The following is a 21,936-nucleotide window of genomic DNA, read 5'->3' on the forward strand; positions in this document are numbered from 1 at the left end:
CGGCCGGCTTCCTTGGCGCGGTAGAGGGCGGCGTCGGCGGTGGCGATGAGGGCGTGGTCGTCCTGCCCGGCGCCCAGGGCGGCGACGCCGAAGGAGCTGGTGATGTGCGGCAGCGGCAGGCGCATGTCGCTGAATACGACGGCGTCGCGCATACGCTGGCACAGGCGGCCAGCGACGGCTTCGGCCACCTGCACATTGGTGTCGGGCAGCACCACCATCATTTCTTCTCCACCGTAGCGGACCGCGAAGTCGGTCGGGCGCAGTGCGCCGATCAGTACTTGCGCTGCAGTGCGCAGGGCCTGGTCGCCTTGCAGGTGGCCGTGGCTGTCGTTGAATTTCTTGAAGTGGTCGATGTCGAGCATGATCAGCGACAGCGGCTGGCCGGTGGCATGGGCGCTGGCGATCAACTGCGGCAGGAAGTCATTGAGCCAGGCGCGGTTGTACAGGTTGGTCAGGCCGTCCACCATCGACATCTGGCGATAGAACTCGCCAAGCTTCTGGCGCTTGCGCATCATTGCGTTGGCGGCGCGGATGCGGAACGATAGCAGCCGCAGCAGGTTGCGGGCGACGCCGTTGGCGGCGTCGATCAACTGCCAGGCGCGCTCGGCTTCCAGCACCAGCAATTCAGTTTGTTCGAGTGCGGTGATGGTGGCCTGGTTGGCTTCTTCATCGAGCACGGCTTGCTCGCCGACGCTTTCGCCGGGCAGCACTTTGCTGATGGTGCCGTCGGATATGCCGGTGCGGGTGTCGGCCGCTACCGACAGCGCGCCGCGCAGCACGATAAACATGCGCGCGCGCTGCGGGTCGGTGACGGTTTCGCCTTGCTCAAGCTGGACGATCGGGCAGTCCTTCAGCAGCGGGGCGATGCGCAGGCTGTCGGCGCCGCGGAAAAGCTGCAGTGCCTGGATCTGGTAGGCGGAGGTGCCGAAGGTGCCGATTGCTTTCACGATGAACTTTCTTGCTGCCGAGGTAACAGGTGTTAATGATAGCCTAAGTGTGGTTCAATATCGGCCATGAATTACACCGATATCCTCGGCACGCAACACGCGGCCGCTCCGAATGCGCGCATCGTGTCGCTGGTGCCTTCGATTACTGAGCTTTTGTGCGACCTGGGGCTGGCGCCGCAGCTGGTTGGGCGCACGGGGTTTTGCATCCATCCGGCGGAGGTGGTGCGCGATATCCCGAAGATCGGCGGCACCAAGGATGTCAATATCGAGAAAATCCGCAAGCTGGCGCCAACCCACCTGGTAGTGAACATCGACGAGAACGAGAAGCCGACCGTCGATAAGCTGGCGGAGTTTGTGCCGAATATTGTGGTCACGCATCCAATCGAGCCGCGCGATAACCTGGATCTGGTGCGCTTGATGGGCGGGGTGTTTTGCGCGCAGGAGAAGGCTGATGCGTGGTGCCGGGCGTTCGAGGCGGAACTGGCGCAGGTACAGCCTGGGCGTGCGCAGCGCGTGCTGTACTGCATCTGGAAAGATCCGTGGATGACGATCTCGCGCGATACCTACATCGCGCGCATGCTGGCGCTGATCGGCTGGTCGATCCCGGCGATTGGCGACGTGCGCTATCCGAGCTTCCAGTGGAGCGATGAGCTGTTGCGCGATATCGACCAGGTGCTGCTGTCGTCTGAACCTTACCGCTTCACGGAAGAACACGTGGACGCGCTGGAGCGCCAGATCGGCAAGCCGGTGCAGCTGGTGGATGGGGAGATGATGTCCTGGTACGGCAGCCGTGCCTTACAAGGTATGCGCTACCTGAAAGGCCTGGCCGCCGCGGGCTAGAGGTTATTCTTCTTCAGCCTCTTCAAAGTTGGGCTGTGCGGAGTGGCGTTTGCTATCGCTCAGGCGGCCCAATGCGCTGTCGATTGCCCTTTGCAGCTTGTCTGCTGCGCCGTTGATGGATTGATGCAGGGTTGCGTCGTGGTCGGTCACGGCAATCGGCTGATAGCCGTTGACGCGCGCCTCGATCATGCAGCGGATATCGCCGTCGGAGGACTTCTGTGCATTGCCTTCGCTGAGGTGGACGTCGACGCGTCCGATGTGCTCGCCGAACCGGTTGAGTGCAGTTTTGACTACTTCCCGGACGTGCTCGTCCAGGCCTGCAGTACGTTCGATGGTTTTGTCGGTGTTCACATTGATTTGCATATGCTGCTCCCGTTTGTTAACCAAAACGTGTTGCCACGCGATTCCATCATACCCCTACATGAGCGAGGCTGCCATATTCACAAATAGACCCAGGATAAGAAGATTGAAGAAGAAGCTCAGCACGGCCTGGCCCAGCACCAGCTTGCGCAGGCTGGCCGATTGCACGGCGACGTCCGAGGTCTGGGCGGCGACGGCGATAGTAAAAGAGAAATACAGGAAGTCCCAGTAATCGGGCTGGGTTTCGCCGCCGGGGAAGGCCAGCGGGCGCTGGTGGCCGCGCGCGTTGTAGTAGAGGTGGGCGTAGTGGAAGCAGAACAGGGTGCCGACCAGGAACCAGGAGCCGACCAGCGTCAGTACCACGAAGGCGTAGTGCAGGCCGCGTTCGTCGCGCGGCAGTTCGCGCAGGGTGGCCAGCTCGTTGCTGATGGCGACCATGCTCATGACGGTGGCGACCACCAGGCTGGCGAGGATGGTGGCGGCGCGTTCATCCTGCTTGGCGGCGATGCGTTTTACATCGCGGTGGTCGGCGCGCAGCATCATCCAGCCGACGGTGAGCAGGTACATCCAGACTGCGATATTCCAGGCGGTGAGGGCGCGCACCAGGGGTGTCCAGTGCGCGGGCAGGAAAAAAGCAGCCACGGCGCCGACCGCAATAGCGGCGATCAGGTGGGGGCGGCTGTGGATCAGGTGATAGCGCATGCGGCCAATCTTACTACTCCTTGTAATGCGGGAAGCGGTCCATGCGCGACAGGATCGGGAAGCGCCAGGCCCAGATGCCGGTAACCGCCAGCGTGGCGGCGCCGCCGAAGACGATGGCGCGCGTGAGGCCGAACCAGCCGGCGGTGAGGCCGGATTCGAATTCACCGAGTTCGTTGGAGGCGCCGATGAAGACGGCGTTGACGGCGCTGACGCGGCCGCGGATTTCGTCCGGCGTTTCGAACTGCACCAGCAGGTGCCGCACGTAGACGCTGATCATGTCGCCGGCGCCAAGCAGCAACAGGCAGGCCAGGGCCAGTACGAAGCTGCTGGTGACGCCGAGGATCACGGTGCACACGCCGTAGACGGCGACGCCGCCGAACATCCAGGCGCCGACGCGGCGCGTGATCGGCCAGAAGGCCAGCGCAATCGAGGTGATCGCGGCGCCGGCGCCGGGCGCGGTGCGCAGCAGGCCAAGGCCGGTGGGGCCGACGTGCAGCACGTCATGTGCCAGCGCGGGCAGCAGGGCGGTCACGCCGCCGAACAGCACGGCGAACAGGTCGAGCGAAATCGCGCCCAGCATGATGGGGCGCGACCAGACGAAGCGCAGGCCTTCCAGCACGCTGTGCCAGGTGGCGGGTTCTTTGCGCGTGGCTTGCGGGGCGGGGCGGGTGAGGCACATCAGCACCACGGCCGCCAGCAGCATCAGCGAGGTGACGGTGTAGACGGTGGTGGGGCCGTAGATGTACAGCAGGCCGCCCAGCGTGGGGCCGAGGATCACGGCGACCTGGAAGGTGGAGCTGGAGAGGGCGACGGCGCGGCTGAAGTCTTCGGTCGGCACCATGTTGACCAGCACGGCCTGCGTGGCGGGGCTCATGAAGGCGCGGGCGCTGCCATACAGCACCAGCACCGCGAAGATCGGCCAGACGGCTTCGAAGCCGCTGCTGGTGTAGGCCAGCAGGCCAAGGCCGCACAGCAGCTGGGCGCCGAGGCAGGTGGCGATGATGTTGCGGCGGTTGTAGCGGTCGGCGGCGTGGCCGGCATACAGGATCAGCAGCAGGAAGGGCGCGAATTGCGCCAGGCCGATCAGGCCGAGGTAGTACAGGTTCTTGGTCTGCGCGTAGACTTGCCAGCCGATGGCGACGTTCTGCATCTGCACGGCGATGGTGCCCAGCAGGCGGGCGGACAGGTAGAAGGCGAAGTTGCGGTGGCGGAGGACGGAGAAACCGTTGGATGACATAGTTGCGTGCTGTGGTGCGCTGCGCGCCCCACGGCACGCAGCGCATGGGGTGGATCTTAAGGTTGCTGAAGGTCGGCTTCGGAAGTGAAGGCGTCCGCGTAGAACTCATCTTCCGGCAGCTTGCACAGCTTGACGAAATCGCGCTTCGCTGACTCCACCACGATCGGCGCGCCGCAGGCATACACCTGGTGGCCCGACATATCCGGCAGGTCGTCGATCACGGCCTGGTGCACGAAGCCGGTGCGGCCGCTCCAGCCTTCTTCCGGCAGGGCGTCGGACACCACCGGCACGTAGCTGAAGTTCGGGATCTCGGCTGCCCATTGGCGGCACAGTGCGTCCATGTACAGGTCCTGCGGGCGGCGGCCGCCCCAGTACAGCACCATCGGGCGCTGCGAGCCGCTGGCGCGTTCATGTTCCACAATCGCCTTGATCGGCGCGAAGCCGGTACCGGATGCCAGCAGCACCATCGGCTTGTCCGAATCGTCGCGCACGAAGAAGGTGCCCAGCGGGCCTTCAAAGCGCAGGATGTCGCGTTCCTTCATGGTGCTGAACACCTGGTCGGTGAACAGGCCGCCCGGCATGTGGCGGATGTGCAGGGTGATCGGGCCGCTTTCCGGCGCGGTGGCGATCGAGTAGGCGCGGCGCTTGCCGTCGCGCAGCAGGAACTCGAGGTACTGGCCGGCCTTGTACTGGAAGGTTTCGTTGGCCGGCAACTGCAGCGTCAGCACGATCACGTCCGGCGCCATCTTTTCCAGCGCGTTGACGCGGGTCGGCATCTTCTTGATCGGGAAGTCGCCGCTGCCCGCCACTTCGCGCGCTTCCAGCACCAGGTCGGAATGCGGCACGGCGCAGCAGAACAGGGACATGCCGGAGGCTTCTTCTTCCTCGCTCAAGGCGCGGCGCTGGTGCGCCTTGTGGCTGACGGAGCCCTCAACGACCTTGCCCTTGCAGGAGCTGCAGGCGCCATTTTTGCAGCCGTAGGGCAGGCCGACACCGGCGCGCATGGCGGCGGCCAGGACGGTTTCGTCTTCTTCACAGCTGAATTGGTGGCCGCTTGGCTGAACAGTAATTTGGAAAGACATACAATCTTAAAAATGGAAATCAGTAAAAAATTCAACAAGCCGCGCCTGCTGATCATCGGCTGCGGCGACGTGGGCATGCGTTTGCTGCCCCTGGTGCGCGCACACTACCGCGTTTTTGCCCTGACCAGCCAGCGCGAGCGCTTTGCCGAATTGCGTGCGGCGGGCGCCGTGCCGCTGCTGGCCAACCTGGACCAGCCTGCTTCGCTGCGCCGCCTGGCCGGGCTGGCGCACCAGATTGTCCATCTGGCGCCACCGCCTGGCGAGGGCGAGCTAGACCGGCGCACCCGCAATGTGACCGCCATTTTACCTGAGAGGGCGCATGTGGTTTATGTCAGCACCACGGGCGTGTACGGCGACCTGGGCGGGAACTGGGCTGACGAAACCCGGACCGTGGCGCCGCGCAACGCACGTGCGCTGCGCCGGGTGGATGCTGAGCGGGTGCTGCGGGCCTGGTCACGCCGGGCGCAGGGCCATCTTTCCATCCTGCGCGTGCCGGGGATTTATGGTGCGGACCGCCTGCCGGTCAAACGCTTGCAGCAAGGCACTCCGGCGCTGCGCGCGGAAGATGATGTTTACACTAACCATATCCACGCCGACGACCTGGCGCGTGTTGTACTGGCGGCGTTGCGGCGTGGCGCCAGTAACCGTGTGTACCACGCAGTGGATGACACAGAACTCAAAATGGGGGAGTATTTCGATATGGTGGCCGATCATTTCGGGCTGCCGCGTCCCCCGCGCCTCGGACGTGCCGAGCTGGCAAAAGTAGTGGCGCCGACGTTGTTGTCCTTTATGTCCGAGTCGCGCCGTCTGGAGAACCGGCGCATGAAGACGGAGTTGAAGGTGCGGCTGCGCTATCCGGATGTTGCAGCCGCCTTGAGATGCATCAAGCGCCCGTGAAGCTGCCGGCGCTATCTTGTGCCAATGTCTGCCAGGGAGGCCGCCATGTATAGCCATCCAAGCAAGGAGCAAGTCCGCGTCTATCTGGCCCAGCGCGGCCAGGCCCACGTGCCGCCGCCGTCGCCGGAGGAAATTCGGTGCCGCCTTGACTGGCGGTCAGACACGGCGCCGATGCCGGCGGCCTTGATGTACCTGCCTCCAGCCCTCATTTGGATAACGTTTACCTGGCTTTGCCTGCCCTTGGTACCATTCACATCGGCAAGAAAAGACCAAAAGTAGTCTTTTTATTAAACTATCTTATTTCCTAGCACAGCTCCGCGCGCTAGAATCTATCAAAATCTCACTAAAGTTGCCCCGCGTTAAGCGAACGGCAATAAAAGGGTGTATCATACCGGCCGTGTGCCGAAAATTGCGTCAATCACGGCTTTTTCTGGCGCTCTTTGTCGAAAATTCCGCCAATTATTTTGTTGCGACGTCGCAACATATTGAAAAAGTACCTAGTCATGAGCTCTCTGAAAGAAATTACCGCATCGCCTTCCTACAATCCGAACCGCGTCCTGGATGCCATCATTGAAAAGCTGCAGCTGAAAAACGATGCCGCCCTGTCCCGCGCTCTGGAAGTTGCTCCACCTGTTATCAGCAAGATCCGTCATAACACTCTGCCTATCGGCGCGACCATTCTGATCCGCATGCATGAAATCAGCGATTTCAGCATCCGTGAACTGCGCGACCTGATGGCGCACTGATTTCGCCTTTACGGGTGAAAAAAACGGCCGCCTTTGGGCGGCCGTTGTCATTTGGCGGGCGTTTTTTATGCGGCTGCCAGGCGTGGGCGCTGGCCGTAGAAAGCGCTTACCTCCTTGGTGCTGACACGGCCGGAGTAGGCGGTTTTTGCTTCGCTTGAGACGCGGCCCGAGTAGGCGGTTTTCGCTTCGCTGGTGACGCGGCCCGAGTAAGCAGTTTGCGCTTCGGACGCCACACGGCCGGAGTAGGCGGTTTTCGCCTCGCTGGTCACGCGGCCCGAGTATGCCGTCTGCGCGTCGATGGCCACGCGGCCCGAGTAGGCGGTGGCAGCGACGCGGCCCGAGTACGCGGTCACATTGGCGTCGCTGACGCGGCCCGAATACGCCACTTTGGCGGCAACAGTAGGCTCCGCAGCCACCCGGCCCGAATAGGCTACCGCCTCGCCGGCAACGCGGCCCGAGTAAGCGGTATCGACCGGCGCCGCCTTACGCAGATAGGCCTCGCCAAAGGTTTCCTCATACAGCTCCTTCATCCGGTTGCCCACACGCTCGTGCGCCTCTTCGTCATCTTCGCCGCGCAGGCCGATGTATGGGAAGTGGTGCAGGTAATAGCCAAACACATTCTCACAGTCGATGAAGTACTTCATGGTGTCCAGGATGTGGTAATGCCAGAAAATATCCACATCCATCAGCGGCGCAGTCTGTTCGTTGGGGAAAGTTTTCATCAGGTACAGGAAGCGGCGATATTCGAACTCTACTGCGTTGACCTTTTCCAGCGACCAGCCTTCGCCGGATTCCACATGCATCAGTTTTACCTTGATAGGTTCCAGGTCGAGGTCGGCAATGGCCTTGAAGCTTTCAGCAGAAATCATGAGTGACATTCCCTTTAAAAGTGAGCGGATTCAAACCGAATTGAGAGAGATAAGACGCCGTTCTGGAGGGCTGGTGCTGTCGCCGAGGCATCTGAGGCGTTCGGAGTTGGGAACGCGAAAGTTGATGTGCATCAACATACTCAAGTATAGGCCTCGCCCCCTCGAATGCAAGTAACAATTCAACCGTGCGCGGCATAAACAACACAGTTGCAGATCCTTTCAAATCAATAGCTTGCCACGCCGTCAAATGTTACATATGCATTTTTGCTGAGCTGGGGAAAGAGAGTTTGATATGGATCAATGAGTGCAGGTCTTTTCCTACCGAGTGGTAAAAATGCCTAAGCACTCAAGCGCATGTCTTCGGTGGAAGCCCCGACCGGTACCGCGATGCTGACAGTCGTGCCGCCATGCGCCAGGCTGCTGATCGAGCAACTGCCGCCAAGCAGGCTGATGCGTTCCTCGATGCCGACCAGCCCGAAGGAGCCGGCTTTGTGGCGGCTGGCGGTATCGATGCCAATGCCGTTGTCACTGATGGTCATGCGCAGCATGCCGTGCGACTGGTACAGCTCGACCCGCACCACGCTGGCGCCGGCGTGCTGGTGGATATTGCTCAAGGATTCCTGCAGCACGCGGAAGAAGGCGGTGGCGCAATGGTCGTCCACGCCATGGTCGGCGATCGCATCTTCAATGAATTCGCACTGGATGCTGGAGCGCTGGCGGAATTGCGCAATCTGCCATTCAACCGCCGCCGACAGTCCCAGGTCCAGCACATTCGGGCGCAGGTCGTTGATGATGTGGCGCACGCTGCGGATGGTGTTGTCGATCTGGTGCAGGGTGGCGCGCGCCCGCGCGTGCAGGCGCGGGTGGCTTTTCTCGGTGCGCGTGGCGAGGATGTCGGCCTCGATGCGCAGGGCCAGCAGATTCTGGCCCAGGTCGTCGTGGATCTCGCGCGCGATGCGCTTGCGTTCTTCTTCCTTGATATGGTCGGCGTGCGCGGCCAGGCGGCGCAGCCGGTGGTGCGACAGTTGCAGGCGCGCCTGGCTGTCGCGCAACTCGCGCGTCATGGCGCGCGCCATCTTCACGGCACGGCGGCGCGAGGAGGCCAGCGTAAAGAACAGCGCGTACAGCAGCACGCTGGCGACAAAGCCCATGCTGGCGGCCAGCATCGGCAGGAACTGGTCGAAGCTGGAATACAGGGCCTGTTTCGGCACGCTGAACTGCGCATGCCAGGTGCGGCCATGGAATTGCACCGGCAGCTCGGTGGTGAAGTGTTCGTTGCCGGCGCCCGCTGCGCCAGGCTGGCTGTCGAACAGCACGGTGGCCGCCCGTGGCGCGGCGCTGCTGTCGCGTAGCATGACGCGCATGCTGCGCACCGGCATTTCGCCCAGTGCAACGGCCACCAGGCGCGGTACGCTGAAGCCCAGTCCCACGGAGCCGATGCAGGCTGCGCGCCGCTCGGCCACGGTGGAGATGGGCATGCCGTTGCGGTAGATTGGGATGCGCATCGCCATGCCGACGTGGCTGGGCGCGCTGCGCAGCGGAATGGGCTGGCCGGAGCTGCTCATGGTGCCCTGGTCGCGCGCGCTGAACAGGGCTTCCGCCACGCTGGGGCGGGCGGCGATGTCCAGGCCATAGCGGTCGCTGAAGCCTTCCAGCGGTTCGATCAGGGTCAGCACGGCGTATTCGCGCCGCACTCCGGCCGGGTGGCGCTGGAAGGGCGGGTAGGCGCCGTCCTCGATCCCGCCCTGGCGCGCTTCGGCGCTGGGACGCAGGGCCTCGGTGTAGTACTGGGCGAAGTTGATGTTGTCGATGGCCGGGTAGTTGTGTTCCAGGTCCAGTCCGCGCACATAGCGGTGGAAGGAGTCGCGCGTGACGTCGCCGCCGGCCTGGAAATAGCTGGCGGCGGCGCGCAGCACGTCGGTATAGGCCTTGATGCTGGTGTTGATGTTGAACTGGGTGTTGCGGGCCTGGTTGCTGAATCGTCCCTGGGCCTCGTTTTCGATTGAGCGGGTTGCAACCACATGTAGGCCGATGCCGACGCCCAGCGAGAGCGCGATGCCGAACCACCACAAGGGTTTGGAGGGGGTAAATAAGCGTGGCGGCAGGCGGCTCATTTATTGACTATAAGAATTTCTGTAACCGCTGGTCAAGTTGCAAAATAGCCACTTTGATTGAAATCAAACTAATATGAAAAAAGCCACCCGAGGGTGGCTTTTGTGGTTGAAATCAGCGGTGAGGCTTATTTTGCCCAGCTGTCTTTCAGGGTAACGATGCGGTTGAAGACCGGCTTGCCCGGCTGCGACAGCACGCGGTCGGCGACGAAGTAGCCATGGCGCTCGAACTGGTAGCGCTGCTCGGCGGCGGCGTCCTTCAGGCCCGGCTCCAGGTAGGCTTTGACGATTTCCAGCGCTTTCGGGTTCAGGAACTCCTTGAAGTCCTTGCCGCCGGCGTCCGGCTTCTCTTCGGTGAACAGGCGGTCGTACAGGCGCACTTCCGCTTCCAGCGCGGCTTCGGCGCTGACCCAGGTGATGTTGCCTTTCACCTTGTAGGTGTCGGCGCCCGGGGTGCCGGATTTCGAATCTTCAAAGTACTTCACGCGCACGGCGGTAACTTTGCCGTTTTCGTCCTTGTCGTAGCCGGTGCACTCGGCCACGAAGCCGTACTTCAGGCGCACGCGCGCGCCCGGCTGGTCGCCGATCGGTGGGGTGAAGCGGAAGTAGCCCTTGGTCGGTTCTTCCATGAAGTCTTCTTCTTCGATCCACAGTTCGCGGGTGAATGGGAAGGTGCGGTGGCCCAGTTCAGGGTGGTGCGGGTGGACCGGCGAGGTGCACTCGACCGACTGGCCTTCCGGGAAGTTCTCGACGATCAGCTTCAGTGGGCGCAGCACGGCGATGGCGCGCGGCGCTTTCGGGTCCAGGTCTTCACGCACGGCGCCTTCCAGCACGCCGAAGTCGATCCAGCCGTCCGACTTGGTGACGCCGGTGCGTTCGCACATCAGCTGGATGCCTTCCGGGGTGAAGCCGCGGCGGCGCATGCCGGCCATGGTTGGCAGGCGCGGGTCGTCCCAGCCATCCACGATGCCTTCTTCCACCATCTGGCGCAGCTTGCGCTTGGAGGTGACGATGTAGGTCAGGTTCAGGCGCGCGAATTCGTACTGGTGCGGCACCGGTTTCTTGAAGAAACCACCTTCCGACAGCACTTCCAGCAGCCAGTCGTAGAACGGGCGGTGGTCCTGGAATTCCAGGGTGCAGATCGAGTGGGTGATGTTTTCCAGCGCGTCCGAAATCGGATGGGTGTAGTCGTACATCGGGTAGATGCACCAGTCGTCGCCCGTGCGGTGGTGATGCGCGTGGCGGATACGGTAGATCGCCGGGTCGCGCATATTCATGTTCGGCGAGGACATCGCGTCTTCGCTGATCTTGGCGCGCAGGATGTGTTCACCGTCCTTGTACTTGCCGGCCTTCATATCGCGGAACAGCTGCAGGTTCTCTTCGACCGAGCGGTTGCGGAAAGGCGAGTTGGTGCCTGGGGTGGTGAAGTTGCCGCGGTTGGCGGCCATGTCGGCGGCGCTCTGGCTGTCGACGTAGGCTTTGCCCACTTTGATCAGGTATTCGGCCATTTCGTACAGCTTGTCGAAGTAGTCCGACGCGAAGTACAGGTGGTTGCCGGCGCCGACCGGGCCTTTGTAGTCCCAGTCGAAACCGAGCCAGCGCACGCTGTCCATGATGGAGTCGACGTATTCCTGTTCTTCTTTTTCTGGGTTGGTGTCGTCGAAACGCAGGTGGCAGCGGCCGCCGAAATCGCGCGCCAGGCCGAAGTTGGTGTAGATGGACTTGGCGTGGCCAACGTGCAGGTAGCCGTTTGGCTCCGGAGGGAAGCGGGTGATGACTGGCGGCAGGCCGTCGCGGGTATGCGCGCCGGAGGCCAGGTCAGCCTCAACGATATTGCGCAGGAAATTCGGCGCTGGGGCCGGGGTGGCAGTTTTTTTGTCGTTGCTCATGTGCGTTCTTGGTTTAAAACCGGCAAACCAGGGTCAGACCCAAGGGTCTGACCCCTTGTATGCCGGAGCCGCGGGCTCGGGGTGTGTACTGTTGAACTTTTTCGGAAGTCAATAGCCCAAAACCCCACTGCTGGCGGTGGAGCAGACGGGGTCAGACCCTCGGGTCTGACCCCGGTTTACCGGTTTTAGCGGTGATGTTCAGCGTAAACAGGGCATTTTATAGGATAATTCGTCCTTACGCGTTTAAAAACCGGCCCGGAGTTGCTTTATGGAAAATTTATATAATGTGCTCGGTGTCGCGCCCAATGCCTCTGACGAGGAAATCAAGAAGGTCTACCGATCCCTGGCCATGCGCTTCCACCCGGACCGCAACCAGGAACCGGGCGCCGACGCCCGCTTCAAGGCCATCGTCAAAGCTTACGAAGTGTTGTCCGACCCGGTCAAACGGGAAGAGTACAACCAGAGTGTGCACCACCGCATCATCATCGACCCGGAAGCGGAAGCCTACCAACAGTGGCGTTCCATCTTCAGCGTCAACGGCGTGAACATCCCAGCCGCCTGATTCAAGAAAGTAGCAGCAAATGAGAAAAGTACACCCAGAGTTCGCCTACCAGGCGCGCGAACTGGAAGGGCAGATCGAGGGCATCCTCGGCGATCCGCCCGACCACAAGAACTACAAGAAAATGGTCGAAGCCCTGCGCACCGAATACATCAACGGTGGCGGCATCGACGATTTGAACATGATGGCCTTTGCGCTGGTGGACGTGATTGAATTCCACGACCCGAAGGCGGCATTCGCCGACGCCGAAGACTTCGAGTACGGCGACCCGGCGCGCGTGTTCGGCGCTGCTTCGACCCCGGGCGCCAAAGGCCTGCTGGAAGCGCTGGAGGAGAACCATCCGGACCTGGCGCGCCAGGCCATCATCACGGCGCTGCTGCACAAGCACCCGCGCATGTGGGACGACGAGGACACTTCGCTCGACCGCCTGGCAGAAGGCGACGAGGGCGACGATGAAGACGATTATCAGGACGAAGTCGTAAGCGACGACTTCTCCGGCATCTTTGACCAGCAGGAGGATTAAGCGATGTCCGACAAGAATCTGCCAGCAATCCGCAAGCAGGTCACAGAACTGGTGCTGGCCGGCTCGCTGGAGCATGCCGAGCGCGCCTTTGCCGAAGCTGCCGATACCCACGGCGACCTGGCCGTGGTGGAAGTGCTGCAGGAACTGCCGCCGCACGTGACTGCGCTGCACATGTCCGGCTTCGACGGCGGCAAGCTGTCGCTGGCGACCCTGCTGGTGCCGCCGAAGCAGTGGGCCGAAAGCCTGGCCTACATCGCCGCCACCTGGCCGGACGATATGATCGAGGACGATCCTGAGCGCATCGCCGAATCGCTGTTCGCGCACATGCACGGCGTGATCTTCGGCACCGAAGACGAAGAGCGCCGCGCCGAGCTGCTGAAGGAAGCTTCCGCCACCGACTGGGGCTGCACCGCGTTTGCCATCCTATTCTCGCTGGCGCCAAAAGAGGTGCTGGAAGTGGCGGGCGAGGTGATCTCCAAAGGCGCCTACCTGACCGGCCAGACTTCTTCCGACAACGATATCGTGCCGGTCGCCGTGGCGCTGGCGCAAGCCAATGAAGACGGCTGGGACCGCGCGCTGTTCGAACTGTTCCCGGAATTCCGCCACAGCGCCGACCTGGCCGATGCGGAGTTCAGCGACGATCCGGACGAAGAACCGGAGCACCTGCAGCGCTCCACCAAAGAGCTGCTGTACCGCCTGCGCAAGCAAGTGCCGACCACCCGCAGTGGCACCGGCCGCGAACGCGCACGCCGTTCCATCGGTACGGGGATCTTCGGCTAATGCTGCCCGCACTCGTCAAAGAAAGCCTGCCGCGCCTGACGCGCGCCATCAAACTGCTGCCGGGCGACGACCGCGAAGATGCGGCCGTCATCCTGGCGGAAGAACTGAGCGGCATCACGGCCATGGTAGCGGACAAGTTCACCAACAACCGCACGGCGGAAGGCATCCAGAAGGCGGTCAACCTGACCGTCGGCGGCGTATCGCTCGGCCTGGAGCAGGTGTTGACCGTCGATTCCGACGAGCTGGCGCTGGACTACCTGGTGGAGCAGGGCGCGGAACTGGCCTTCCAGGCGGGCTTCGTGCAGCTGAAGGAACTGGCTGCGATGCCGGAAGATACGCTGATCGGTGAATACGATAACGATCCGATGTATGCGCAGCGCCGCCTGCGCGACCTGTTCTTCGATATCTGCTACACCGAAGCGGGCGCCAACTGGGATGGTCCTGCCAAATACCAGACGCAATTGAAGCAGCGCCAGGAAGTGCAGGCCGTGGTGCGGCTGGCGAACTGGCTACGTCGTCATAACGCGGAAGGTGCAATCAAGGACCCGGACCTGAATGCGGAAGGCGTGATCGCGCTGGCGATCATCTTCGCAGTGGAAGGCGGCGGCCGCATTGTGGCGCGCACCGGCCAGAAGGAGTTCGAGCGCTTCGTCAAGGCGGTGCGCAAGGCCAAGCCGGATTACGAGGCTGGTTTTGCGGCGCTGGTTGCCGCCGTGCCGGAACAGCATCACCCTGTACTGCTGCATCGCATCGACCTGTATCGCCGCACTTGCACCGTGCTGCAAAAGCTGCCTGGCCGCTTTGCGATGAAGACGCTGTGGACCGAGCTGGAAAACTACGCCGGCTCCGAGCTCGACGCAGATTACGACTGAGTTCCCGCCAGGGCCTCCCGTACAAAAGCCTCCACCAGGAGGCTTTTTTCATCTTTGCGCTGCGCCAGTTGCAGCGAGGTGATGGCGGCCGCGTCATCCAGCGGCCGATACACTGCGCCTTCCATATGCATGGCCTGGAACGGGGAGGGCAGTACCGAGACGCCGATCCCCGCCGCCACAAGACCGATGATGGTTGCGGCCTCGCGCGCCTCCATCGCCACCTGCGGTACAAAGCCTGCCGCCCGGCACATGCCGAAGATGGCGTGGTTGATGCCGACACCTGACTCCTTTGGATACATCACCCACGGCAGCGTCGCGAGGTCCGCCACTTTGACCTTGCGCTTGCGCGCCAGCGGTGAATCGCTGGCCAGCACCACGAGCAGCGGGTCTTGCCGCAGCGTGGTCAGCGCCAGGGTGTCGGGCAGCGCCACTTCCGGCGGCCGCACGAAGCCCAGGTCCAGCCTGCGCGCTTCGATCGCATCCAGTTGGTGCAGCGTGGTCATTTCGTGCAGGGTCAGCGCCACGTCGGGATACAGCTGGCGGTAGCGGCGGATGGTGCGCGCGAACAGGGGCGTGAACGGCGTGGAAAAGGTGAAGCCGACACGCAGCTCGCCCGCCTCGCCGCGCTGGGCCCGGCGCGCCCGTTCCGCCGCGTTTTCCGAGCGCGCCAGGATGGCCCGCGCGTCTTCCAGGAACAGCTTGCCCGCTTCCGTCAGCCGCACCCAGCGCTTGCTGCGCTCGAACAGGCGCGCGCCCACTTCAGCCTCCAGCGCCTGGATTTGCTGCGAGAGGGGCGGTTGGCCGATATGTAGCCGCTCCGCCGCACGGGTGAAGCTCAGCTCCTCGGCCACGGCCACGAAATAGCGCAGGTGACGCAGTTCCATAATATGTAGAAGCGATTAATAACGACTGAAATATATATTGGACTGTATTACAGGGCAATCCTAAGATGGATTCACCATGAAAGCCCTCAGCCATCCCACCAACCGCGCCATGTTCTTTGGCGGCTTCTCCTGCTTCGGCTTGTTGTATAGCGTGCAACCCCTGATGCCGCTGCTGTCGCAGGAGTTCGCGCTGACGCCGGCGCAGAGCAGCCTGTCGCTATCGATTTCTACCGCCGCCCTGGCCGTATCGCTGGTCGCATCGAGCGCCATCTCCGACCGCTTCGGCCGCAAGCCCCTGATGGTGGGCGCGCTGGCGATTGCCGCCATCATGACCCTGCTGTGCGCCCTGGCCGACAGTTTTGGCCAGTTGCTCGCCGCCCGCACCTTGCTGGGTGTCGCGCTGGGCGGCATGCCCGCCGTGGCAATGGCCTACCTCGGCGAAGAGATTGAGCCCGGCGAGCTCGGGCTTTCAATTGGCCTGTATATCAGCGGCAGCGCATTCGGCGGCATGGTTGGCCGCATGGCTTCATCCGTGCTTAGCGACTTCTTCTCCTGGCGCGTGGCGATGGCGGTGATGGGCGTGGCTGGCGTGCTGGCCGCCATTGAATTCTGGCGCAGCCTGCCCGAATCCCGCCGCTTCCGCGCTGCTGGCGGCGGCTGGCGAGCTCTGCCGGAAGGCATGCGCCGACACTTCGCCGACGACGGCCTGCCCTGGCTGTTTGCGCTGGCATTCATCTTGATGGGCTGCATGGTCAGTGCATACAACTACATTGGCTACCGCCTGCTGGCGGCCCCGTTCGAGTTGCGGCAAAGCTTTGTCGGCGGCATTTCGCTGCTTTACCTGCTGGGGATTTTCAGCTCGGTCTGGGCCGGCAAGCTGGCCGACCGCTATGGCCGCAAAGGCGTGCTGTACCTGGTGCTGAGCCTGAAGCTGGCCGGCATTCTTCTGACGCTATCGGCCTGGCTGCCGCTGGTGATCGCCGGCCTGGCCCTGTTCACGTTCGCCTTCTTCGCCGCGCACTCGATGACGAGCAGCTGGGTCGGCCGCCGCGCGCGCGGCGCCGCACTGGCCTCCGCGCTGTACCTGTTCTTCTACTACCTCGGCTCCAGCGTGATTGGCTGGGCAGCTGGTGTGCTGTGGGCGCGCGCCGGCTGGGCTGGCGTGGTGACGTTGCTGGCTGCATCCCTGCTCGGTGCGGTAGCGATTGCAATGCACCTGCGCCGGTTGACACCAATCGCACCAATGTTGAGCCAGATCAAAGCCGAGGCAAGCTGACGGAACAGCCGCGCCGAACCCGTCTCCAAGTCTGACCGGCACGCTGGGTGCCGTTTTCAACGAGGAGACGATTATGATGCACGACCGCGAAATCCGAATCAGGCTCAGCAACATTCAACACGCCGTAGGCCAAGCCGCCCAGGCACTATCCGCCGAACGCAACTTAACCGGCGAGCTGCGCGACACGATCCAGAAACTGGACCGCCGCTCCGACGACATCAGCGAAATACTGGTGAGTGAAGACTACGCCGACGTACCCAAGTTGGTGAACGACATGGAACTGCTAGGCGCCCGTGCCCGCCGCGTCTGCGCCAGTGAGCGCATGCAGGTGACGCCCGAAATGAAAGCCGCCGTCAACCACATGCACCGCGAACTATTCGACTTCAAACAGCACCTGCACTAAAGCAGTAAAAGCAGTAACACTTCAGCCCGTGTCCCACCATGGGGTCACACCCCAAGTGAGACGCGGGCTCTTCCACGCACGCAGCCGAGCCCGTGTCCCGTCTGGGGTGTGACCCCATGGTGGGACACGGGCTGGGCCGTATGGCTTAGAGGATGTTTTTGCTGCGGAGGGTGGCGATTTCGGCGTCGGTGCGGCCGAGGACTTCGCGCAGAACTTCTTCGGTGTGTTGGCCGAGCAGGGGTGGGGCCATGTCGGTTTCGGCGGGGCTGGCGCTCAGGCGCATTGGACTGCGCACCAGTTTGACTTTGCCGGCGGTGGGGTGGGGGGCTTCCATGACCAGGCCGCGCGCTTGCACTTGGGGATTCTGGAAGACATCGTGCAGGTCGTTGATCGGGCCACAAGGGACGCCTACTGCTTCCAGGCGTTCGATCCACCAGTCGCGCGATTGGGTCTTCACCATCTCGGCGAGGATCGGCACCAGCTCGTCGCGGTTCTTTACGCGCAGGGGATTGGTGGCGTAGCGTTCGTGCGTGGCCAGGTCGGCGCGGCCGCCCACTTCGACAAATTTCTGGTACTGGCCATCGTTGCCGGTGGCGACGATGATGTAGCCATCCGAGCAGGCAAAGGTCTGGTAAGGGACGATATTGGCGTGCGCGTTGCCCCAGCGTTTGGGCGCCTTGCCGCTATTCAGGTAGTTGGAGCCCATATTGGCCAGCATGGCGACCTGCACGTCCAGCAGCGCCATGTCGATGTACTGGCCTTCGCCGGTGCGGTCGCGGTGCGTCAACGCGGCCAGGATGGCGATGGTGGCGTACATGCCGGTCATCAGGTCGGTCAGTGCCACGCCTGCTTTTTGCGGGCCGCCGCCAGGCAGGTCGTCGCGCTCGCCGGTCACGGACATCAGACCGCCCATGCCCTGGATCAGGAAGTCGTAGCCGGCACGGTGGGCATACGGGCCGTCCTGGCCGAAGCCGGTCACGGAGCAGTACACCAGGTCCGGCTTCACCGCCTTCAGCGATTCATAGTCCAGGCCATATTTCTTGAGCTGGCCGACTTTGTAGTTCTCCAGAACGACGTCGGCGTGCTTCGCGAGATCGCGGATCAGGGCCTGGCCTTCCGGCTTGGAGATGTCGCAGGTGACCGAGCGCTTGCCGCGGTTGGCCGACAGGTAGTAGGCCGCTTCGGTGGTGTCTGCGCCGGAGGCGTCCTTGGCATATGGAGGTCCCCAGGCGCGGGTGTCGTCGCCGGCGCCGGGGCGTTCGATCTTGATCACGTCCGCGCCCAGGTCGGCCAGGTTCTGCGAGCACCAGGGGCCGGCCAATACGCGGCTTAAGTCCAGTACGCGGATATGTCCAAGGGCCTTCGGGGTCATGTTGTCTTCTTCCTACTGTTTTCAGGGAGCGTTAGCTTAACGCATCCAACCGTGTTAGTGTTTTAAACCATGTGGCCCTACCCAAAAATCGTTGCGCATCGCGGCGGCGGCACGCTGGCTCCGGAGAACACTATCGCCGGCCTGCGCGCCGGCCTGGCTTATGGTTTCCGTGCGGTGGAATTCGACGTCATGCTGTCGTCCGATGGCATCGGCGTGGTCATGCACGATCCGCATTTCGGCCGCACCATCTATGGCGATGGCTACGTGCCGAACTTTTCCGCCGCCGAACTGGCGAAGATGGATGCGGGCCGCTGGTTCGCGCCCGAATTCCGCGGCGAGCCGGTGCCGCTGTTCCTGGAATGGGTCGATTACTGCAAAGAGCACAAGATCTGGATGAATATCGAGATCAAGCCCACCGAAGGCCAGGAGGTCGAAACCGGGCGTTGGGTGGCGCATACCGCGCGTGCCCGTTTCGCGGCGGAAGTGGCGGCGGGCGATCCGGCGCAGCTGCCGCTGCTGTCCTCGTTCAGCATGACGGCCCTGGCGGCGGCGCGCGATGCGGCGCCTGACCTGCCTCGTGCTTGTTTGTTTGATAAGATTCCTGCCGATTGGCTGGCCACGGCGCGCGAATTGGGCGCGGTGGCGATCCACACCAACCACAAGCACCTGACGCCGGAACTGGCCAAGGCGATCAAGGCGGCGGGCTTCGGCCTGTTTTGCTACACCGTCAATACGCCGGAACGCGCGCGCGAAATCCTTCCCTGGGGCGTCGACGGTTTCTGCACCGACCGCATCGACCTGATCGGCCCGGACTTCGCTTAGAGGCCGCCGCCCACCGCAACGGCGGGCGCTTCACGTATAATCAACCCTTTGCACCAGCCTGCAACCTACCTTTTACGACATGAAATCTGCTGAAATTCGCGAAAAGTTCCTGAAATTCTTCGAATCCAAGGGTCACACGATTGTCCGTTCCAGCCCGCTGGTGCCAGGCAACGACCCGACCCTGCTGCTGACCAACTCCGGTATGGTGCAGTTCAAGGATGTGTTCCTGGGCCAGGACGTGCGCCCGTATTCCCGTGCCACCACCGTGCAGCGCTGCGTGCGCGCCGGCGGCAAGCACAATGACCTGGAAAACGTCGGCTATACCGCCCGCCACCACACCTTCTTCGAAATGCTGGGTAACTTCAGCTTCGGCGATTATTTCAAGCGCGATGCGATCCAGTACGCCTGGGAACTGCTGACCAAGGTCTACGGCCTGCCGGCTGAAAAGCTGACCGTCACCGTCTACATGGAAGACGACGAGGCCTACGATATCTGGGCCAACGAAGTGGGCGTGCCGAAAGAGCGCATCATCCGCATCGGCGACAACAAGGGTTCGCGCTACGCGTCGGACAACTTCTGGCAAATGGCCGACACCGGCCCATGCGGTCCTTGCACCGAGATCTTCTACGACCACGGCGCTGATATCTGGGGCGGTCCTCCAGGCTCCGCCGAGGAAGACGGCGACCGTTTCATCGAAATCTGGAACCTGGTGTTCATGCAGTTCAACCGCGACGAAGCGGGCGTGATGCACAAGCTGCCGAAGCCTTGCGTCGATACCGGCATGGGCATGGAGCGCCTGGCTGCGGTGCTGCAGCACGTGCATTCGAACTACGAGATCGATTCGTTCCAGGCCCTGATCAAGGCCGCTGCCCGCGAAACCGGCGCGACCGACCTGGAAAACAAATCCCTGCGCGTGATCGCTGACCACATCCGCGCCGCTGCCTTCATGATCGTGGACGGCATCATCCCTGGCTCTGAAGGCCATGGCTACGTGCTGCGCCGCATCGTGCGCCGCGCGCTGCGTCACGGCCACAAGCTGGGCCAGACCAAGGCCTTCTTCTACAAGCTGGTGGAAGACCTGAACAAGGAAATGGGCGCTGCGTACCCGGAACTGGCGGAAGCCAAGGACCGCGTAGCCCAGGTGCTGAAGGCCGAGGAAGAGCGTTTCGGCGAAACCCTGGAAAACGGCATGAAGATCCTGGAAGCGCAGCTGGCCAAGGATCCGAAGAACCTGGACGGCGCGACCGCCTTCACCCTGTACGACACCTACGGCTTCCCGCTGGACCTGACCGCGGACATCTGCCGCGAACGCGATGTGAAGCTGGACGAAGCCGGCTTCGCTGTCGCAATGGAAGCGCAGAAGCAGAAGGCGCGCGAAGGCGGCAAGTTCAAGAAGATGGCTGCCAACGTTGAATACTCCGGCGAGAAGAACAAGTTCGTCGGCTACGACCAGCTGCAGCACAACTCGAAAGTGGTCGCACTGTACGCCAATGGCGCACCGGTGCAGGAACTGAAGGCGGGCGAGCAGGGCATCGTGGTGCTGGACACCACCCCGTTCTACGCCGAATCCGGCGGCCAGGTGGGCGACCAGGGCCTGATCCAGGGCGCCACCGGCAAGTTCGAAGTGGAAGATACCCTGAAGATCCAGGCGGACGTGTTCGGCCACCACGGCGTGCTGGCTTCCGGCTCGCTGAAAGTGGGCGACGCTGTCGGCGCGGAAGTGGACCAGCATTCGCGCGGCCGCACCATCCGTAACCACTCGGCGACCCACTTGATGCACAAAGCACTGCGCGAAGTGCTGGGTTCCCACGTGGCGCAGAAAGGCTCGCTGGTCGATCCAGACAAGGCACGTTTCGACTTCTCGCACACCGCTCCGCTGACTGCTGAAGAAATCGCGAAAGTGGAAGCCATCGTCAACGCCGAAATCCTGGCCAATGCTGCGACCCAGTCGCACCATATGTCCTTCGACGACGCGGTGAAGCATGGCGCGATGGCGCTGTTCGGCGAGAAGTACGGCGACGAAGTGCGCGTGATGGACATCGGTTCCTCCAAAGAGCTGTGCGGCGGCGTGCACGTGCACCGCACCGGCGATATCGGCCTGTTCAAGATCGTGTCGGAAGGCGGCGTTGCAGCCGGTATCCGCCGCGTGGAAGCCGTGACCGGCGAAGGCGCGCTGGCGCTGGTGCAGTCGATGGCCCGCAAGCTGAACGAAGCTGCTGCCGCGCTGAAGTCCAATCCGGAAGAACTGACCGCCAAGATCGGCGCCGTGCAGGACCAGGTGAAGTCGCTTGAGAAAGAGCTGGCGGCACTGAAGTCGAAGCTGGCTTCCGGCCAGGGCGACGAGCTGGTCAACAAGGCGGTCGACGTCAAGGGCCTGAAGGTCCTGGCGGCGACCATGGAAGGCGCCGACGTCAACGCGCTGCGCGAAACCATGGACAAGCTGAAAGACAAGCTGAAGTCCGCCGCCATCGTGCTGGCCTCCGTCAACGATGGCAAGGTCAGCCTGATCGCCGGCGTGACTGCCGACTCGATCGGCAAGGTCAAGGCAGGCGAACTGGTCAACTTCGTTGCACAGCAAGTGGGCGGCAAGGGCGGTGGCCGCCCTGATATGGCGCAGGCCGGCGGCACCAATCCGGACGCACTGCCAGGTGCGCTCGGTGGCGTTGCAGCATGGGTGGAGTCGCGTATCTAATTGCTGCCAAAGGCCCGCGCTTGCTAGGGCGGGCCTTTCCGACATTGAAATGTCGTTGTGATTTTGCAACGCA

At 62.7% G+C, this 21,936-nt stretch carries 21 protein-coding genes; 11 read left to right on the forward strand and 10 right to left on the reverse strand.

Annotated features, from left to right (window positions below; translation table 11 throughout):
• Positions 1–947: GGDEF domain-containing protein (locus tag AAHE99_RS25140; RefSeq protein ID WP_342120595.1), on the reverse strand; the 947-nt coding region annotated here is incomplete at its 3' end.
• A 66-nt stretch (positions 948–1,013) separates the two neighbouring features.
• Between AAHE99_RS25140 and AAHE99_RS25145 the strand changes: the two genes are divergently transcribed.
• A complete protein-coding gene (locus tag AAHE99_RS25145) occupies positions 1,014–1,787 on the forward strand; it encodes a helical backbone metal receptor (RefSeq protein WP_342120597.1) in 774 nt (257 codons plus the stop codon).
• Positions 1,788–1,790: 3 nt separating this feature from the next.
• Here the strand turns inward: AAHE99_RS25145 and AAHE99_RS25150 are convergent, their stop codons facing one another.
• From AAHE99_RS25150 to AAHE99_RS25165, 4 genes are read right to left on the reverse strand one after another with little or no spacing between them, the layout of a single operon-like run.
• Complete coding sequence (locus AAHE99_RS25150; RefSeq protein ID WP_342120598.1) at positions 1,791–2,150, reverse strand: HPF/RaiA family ribosome-associated protein; 360 nt, start codon at positions 2,148–2,150, stop codon at positions 1,791–1,793.
• A 54-nt stretch (positions 2,151–2,204) separates the two neighbouring features.
• Positions 2,205–2,849: a DUF1345 domain-containing protein gene (locus AAHE99_RS25155; protein ID WP_342120599.1), complete on the reverse strand. Its 645-nt coding sequence runs from the start codon at positions 2,847–2,849 to the stop codon at positions 2,205–2,207.
• A 13-nt stretch (positions 2,850–2,862) separates the two neighbouring features.
• Positions 2,863–4,086, reverse strand: coding sequence for an MFS transporter (locus AAHE99_RS25160; RefSeq protein ID WP_342120601.1), 1,224 nt, complete (start codon positions 4,084–4,086; stop codon positions 2,863–2,865).
• Between the two features lie 56 nt (positions 4,087–4,142).
• Entirely contained in the window at positions 4,143–5,168 is a 1,026-nt protein-coding gene (locus AAHE99_RS25165) for a CDP-6-deoxy-delta-3,4-glucoseen reductase (RefSeq protein WP_342120603.1), read from the reverse strand.
• A gap of 12 nt (positions 5,169–5,180) precedes the next feature.
• Between AAHE99_RS25165 and AAHE99_RS25170 the strand changes: the two genes are divergently transcribed.
• Positions 5,181–6,065 (forward strand): SDR family oxidoreductase, encoded by an 885-nt coding sequence (locus AAHE99_RS25170; RefSeq protein ID WP_342120604.1) that lies wholly within the window; start codon positions 5,181–5,183, stop codon positions 6,063–6,065.
• Between the two features lie 503 nt (positions 6,066–6,568).
• Positions 6,569–6,811 (forward strand): hypothetical protein, encoded by a 243-nt coding sequence (locus AAHE99_RS25175; protein ID WP_342120605.1) that lies wholly within the window; start codon positions 6,569–6,571, stop codon positions 6,809–6,811.
• A 65-nt stretch (positions 6,812–6,876) separates the two neighbouring features.
• On the opposite strand, the gene AAHE99_RS25180 is transcribed toward AAHE99_RS25175, so the two are convergent.
• From AAHE99_RS25180 to AAHE99_RS25190, 3 genes are all read right to left on the reverse strand, one after another.
• Complete coding sequence (locus tag AAHE99_RS25180; protein ID WP_342120606.1) at positions 6,877–7,680, reverse strand: glycine-rich domain-containing protein; 804 nt, start codon at positions 7,678–7,680, stop codon at positions 6,877–6,879.
• Between the two features lie 338 nt (positions 7,681–8,018).
• Complete coding sequence (locus AAHE99_RS25185) at positions 8,019–9,794, reverse strand: CHASE domain-containing protein (protein WP_342120608.1); 1,776 nt, start codon at positions 9,792–9,794, stop codon at positions 8,019–8,021.
• 125 nt (positions 9,795–9,919) lie between these two features.
• Entirely contained in the window at positions 9,920–11,680 is a 1,761-nt protein-coding gene (locus AAHE99_RS25190) for a glutamine--tRNA ligase/YqeY domain fusion protein (RefSeq protein ID WP_342120609.1), read from the reverse strand.
• A gap of 268 nt (positions 11,681–11,948) precedes the next feature.
• Here AAHE99_RS25190 and AAHE99_RS25195 point away from each other — a divergent pair, with 268 nt between their 5' ends.
• The 4 genes from AAHE99_RS25195 to AAHE99_RS25210 are packed head-to-tail and all read left to right on the forward strand — an operon-like array spanning position 11,949 to position 14,414.
• A complete protein-coding gene (locus AAHE99_RS25195) occupies positions 11,949–12,242 on the forward strand; it encodes a DnaJ domain-containing protein (RefSeq protein ID WP_342120611.1) in 294 nt (97 codons plus the stop codon).
• A gap of 19 nt (positions 12,243–12,261) precedes the next feature.
• On the forward strand, positions 12,262–12,762 hold the full coding sequence (locus AAHE99_RS25200; protein ID WP_342120612.1) for a hypothetical protein: 501 nt from the start codon (positions 12,262–12,264) through the stop codon (positions 12,760–12,762).
• 3 nt (positions 12,763–12,765) lie between these two features.
• The gene (locus AAHE99_RS25205; protein WP_342120614.1) at positions 12,766–13,542 is read left to right on the forward strand and encodes a hypothetical protein; all 777 of its coding nucleotides are present in this window, start codon (positions 12,766–12,768) and stop codon (positions 13,540–13,542) included.
• On the forward strand, positions 13,542–14,414 hold the full coding sequence (locus AAHE99_RS25210; protein ID WP_342120615.1) for a hypothetical protein: 873 nt from the start codon (positions 13,542–13,544) through the stop codon (positions 14,412–14,414). Before AAHE99_RS25205 ends, AAHE99_RS25210 begins: the two co-directional genes overlap by 1 nt.
• Here the strand turns inward: AAHE99_RS25210 and AAHE99_RS25215 are convergent.
• Complete coding sequence (locus AAHE99_RS25215; RefSeq protein WP_342120616.1) at positions 14,405–15,298, reverse strand: LysR family transcriptional regulator; 894 nt, start codon at positions 15,296–15,298, stop codon at positions 14,405–14,407. The two genes, AAHE99_RS25210 and AAHE99_RS25215, sit on opposite strands and share 10 nt — an antisense overlap.
• A gap of 76 nt (positions 15,299–15,374) precedes the next feature.
• On the opposite strand from AAHE99_RS25215, the gene AAHE99_RS25220 reads away from it, so the two are divergent.
• On the forward strand, positions 15,375–16,574 hold the full coding sequence (locus AAHE99_RS25220; RefSeq protein ID WP_342120618.1) for an MFS transporter: 1,200 nt from the start codon (positions 15,375–15,377) through the stop codon (positions 16,572–16,574).
• A 73-nt stretch (positions 16,575–16,647) separates the two neighbouring features.
• On the forward strand, positions 16,648–16,977 hold the full coding sequence (locus AAHE99_RS25225) for a hypothetical protein (RefSeq protein ID WP_342120620.1): 330 nt from the start codon (positions 16,648–16,650) through the stop codon (positions 16,975–16,977).
• A gap of 145 nt (positions 16,978–17,122) precedes the next feature.
• On the opposite strand, the gene AAHE99_RS25230 is transcribed toward AAHE99_RS25225, so the two are convergent.
• The gene (locus tag AAHE99_RS25230; RefSeq protein WP_342120621.1) at positions 17,123–18,349 is read right to left on the reverse strand and encodes a CaiB/BaiF CoA transferase family protein; all 1,227 of its coding nucleotides are present in this window, start codon (positions 18,347–18,349) and stop codon (positions 17,123–17,125) included.
• 69 nt (positions 18,350–18,418) lie between these two features.
• Here AAHE99_RS25230 and ugpQ point away from each other — a divergent pair, with 69 nt between their 5' ends.
• Complete coding sequence (ugpQ, locus tag AAHE99_RS25235; protein ID WP_342120622.1) at positions 18,419–19,171, forward strand: glycerophosphodiester phosphodiesterase; 753 nt, start codon at positions 18,419–18,421, stop codon at positions 19,169–19,171.
• Positions 19,172–19,250: 79 nt separating this feature from the next.
• Complete coding sequence (gene alaS / locus AAHE99_RS25240; RefSeq protein ID WP_342120624.1) at positions 19,251–21,863, forward strand: alanine--tRNA ligase; 2,613 nt, start codon at positions 19,251–19,253, stop codon at positions 21,861–21,863.
• Positions 21,864–21,936: the final 73 nt, after the last annotated feature.

This window comes from Pseudoduganella sp. OTU4001, from assembly GCF_038440195.1.
Taxonomy (GTDB): Bacteria; Pseudomonadota; Gammaproteobacteria; order Burkholderiales; family Burkholderiaceae_D; genus Rugamonas.

Coding starts and splice junctions, on each gene's coding strand:
- AAHE99_RS25145 (WP_342120597.1), top strand. CDS start 1,014: ATGAATTACACCGATATCCTCGGCACGCAACACGCGGCCGCTCCGAAT.
- AAHE99_RS25150 (WP_342120598.1), bottom strand. CDS start 2,150: ATGCAAATCAATGTGAACACCGACAAAACCATCGAACGTACTGCAGGC.
- AAHE99_RS25155 (WP_342120599.1), bottom strand. CDS start 2,849: ATGCGCTATCACCTGATCCACAGCCGCCCCCACCTGATCGCCGCTATT.
- AAHE99_RS25160 (WP_342120601.1), bottom strand. CDS start 4,086: ATGTCATCCAACGGTTTCTCCGTCCTCCGCCACCGCAACTTCGCCTTC.
- AAHE99_RS25165 (WP_342120603.1), bottom strand. CDS start 5,168: ATGTCTTTCCAAATTACTGTTCAGCCAAGCGGCCACCAATTCAGCTGT.
- AAHE99_RS25170 (WP_342120604.1), top strand. CDS start 5,181: ATGGAAATCAGTAAAAAATTCAACAAGCCGCGCCTGCTGATCATCGGC.
- AAHE99_RS25175 (WP_342120605.1), top strand. CDS start 6,569: ATGAGCTCTCTGAAAGAAATTACCGCATCGCCTTCCTACAATCCGAAC.
- AAHE99_RS25180 (WP_342120606.1), bottom strand. CDS start 7,680: ATGATTTCTGCTGAAAGCTTCAAGGCCATTGCCGACCTCGACCTGGAA.
- AAHE99_RS25185 (WP_342120608.1), bottom strand. CDS start 9,794: ATGAGCCGCCTGCCGCCACGCTTATTTACCCCCTCCAAACCCTTGTGG.
- AAHE99_RS25190 (WP_342120609.1), bottom strand. CDS start 11,680: ATGAGCAACGACAAAAAAACTGCCACCCCGGCCCCAGCGCCGAATTTC.
- AAHE99_RS25195 (WP_342120611.1), top strand. CDS start 11,949: ATGGAAAATTTATATAATGTGCTCGGTGTCGCGCCCAATGCCTCTGAC.
- AAHE99_RS25200 (WP_342120612.1), top strand. CDS start 12,262: ATGAGAAAAGTACACCCAGAGTTCGCCTACCAGGCGCGCGAACTGGAA.
- AAHE99_RS25205 (WP_342120614.1), top strand. CDS start 12,766: ATGTCCGACAAGAATCTGCCAGCAATCCGCAAGCAGGTCACAGAACTG.
- AAHE99_RS25210 (WP_342120615.1), top strand. CDS start 13,542: ATGCTGCCCGCACTCGTCAAAGAAAGCCTGCCGCGCCTGACGCGCGCC.
- AAHE99_RS25215 (WP_342120616.1), bottom strand. CDS start 15,298: ATGGAACTGCGTCACCTGCGCTATTTCGTGGCCGTGGCCGAGGAGCTG.
- AAHE99_RS25220 (WP_342120618.1), top strand. CDS start 15,375: ATGAAAGCCCTCAGCCATCCCACCAACCGCGCCATGTTCTTTGGCGGC.
- AAHE99_RS25225 (WP_342120620.1), top strand. CDS start 16,648: ATGATGCACGACCGCGAAATCCGAATCAGGCTCAGCAACATTCAACAC.
- AAHE99_RS25230 (WP_342120621.1), bottom strand. CDS start 18,349: ATGACCCCGAAGGCCCTTGGACATATCCGCGTACTGGACTTAAGCCGC.
- ugpQ (WP_342120622.1), top strand. CDS start 18,419: ATGTGGCCCTACCCAAAAATCGTTGCGCATCGCGGCGGCGGCACGCTG.
- alaS (WP_342120624.1), top strand. CDS start 19,251: ATGAAATCTGCTGAAATTCGCGAAAAGTTCCTGAAATTCTTCGAATCC.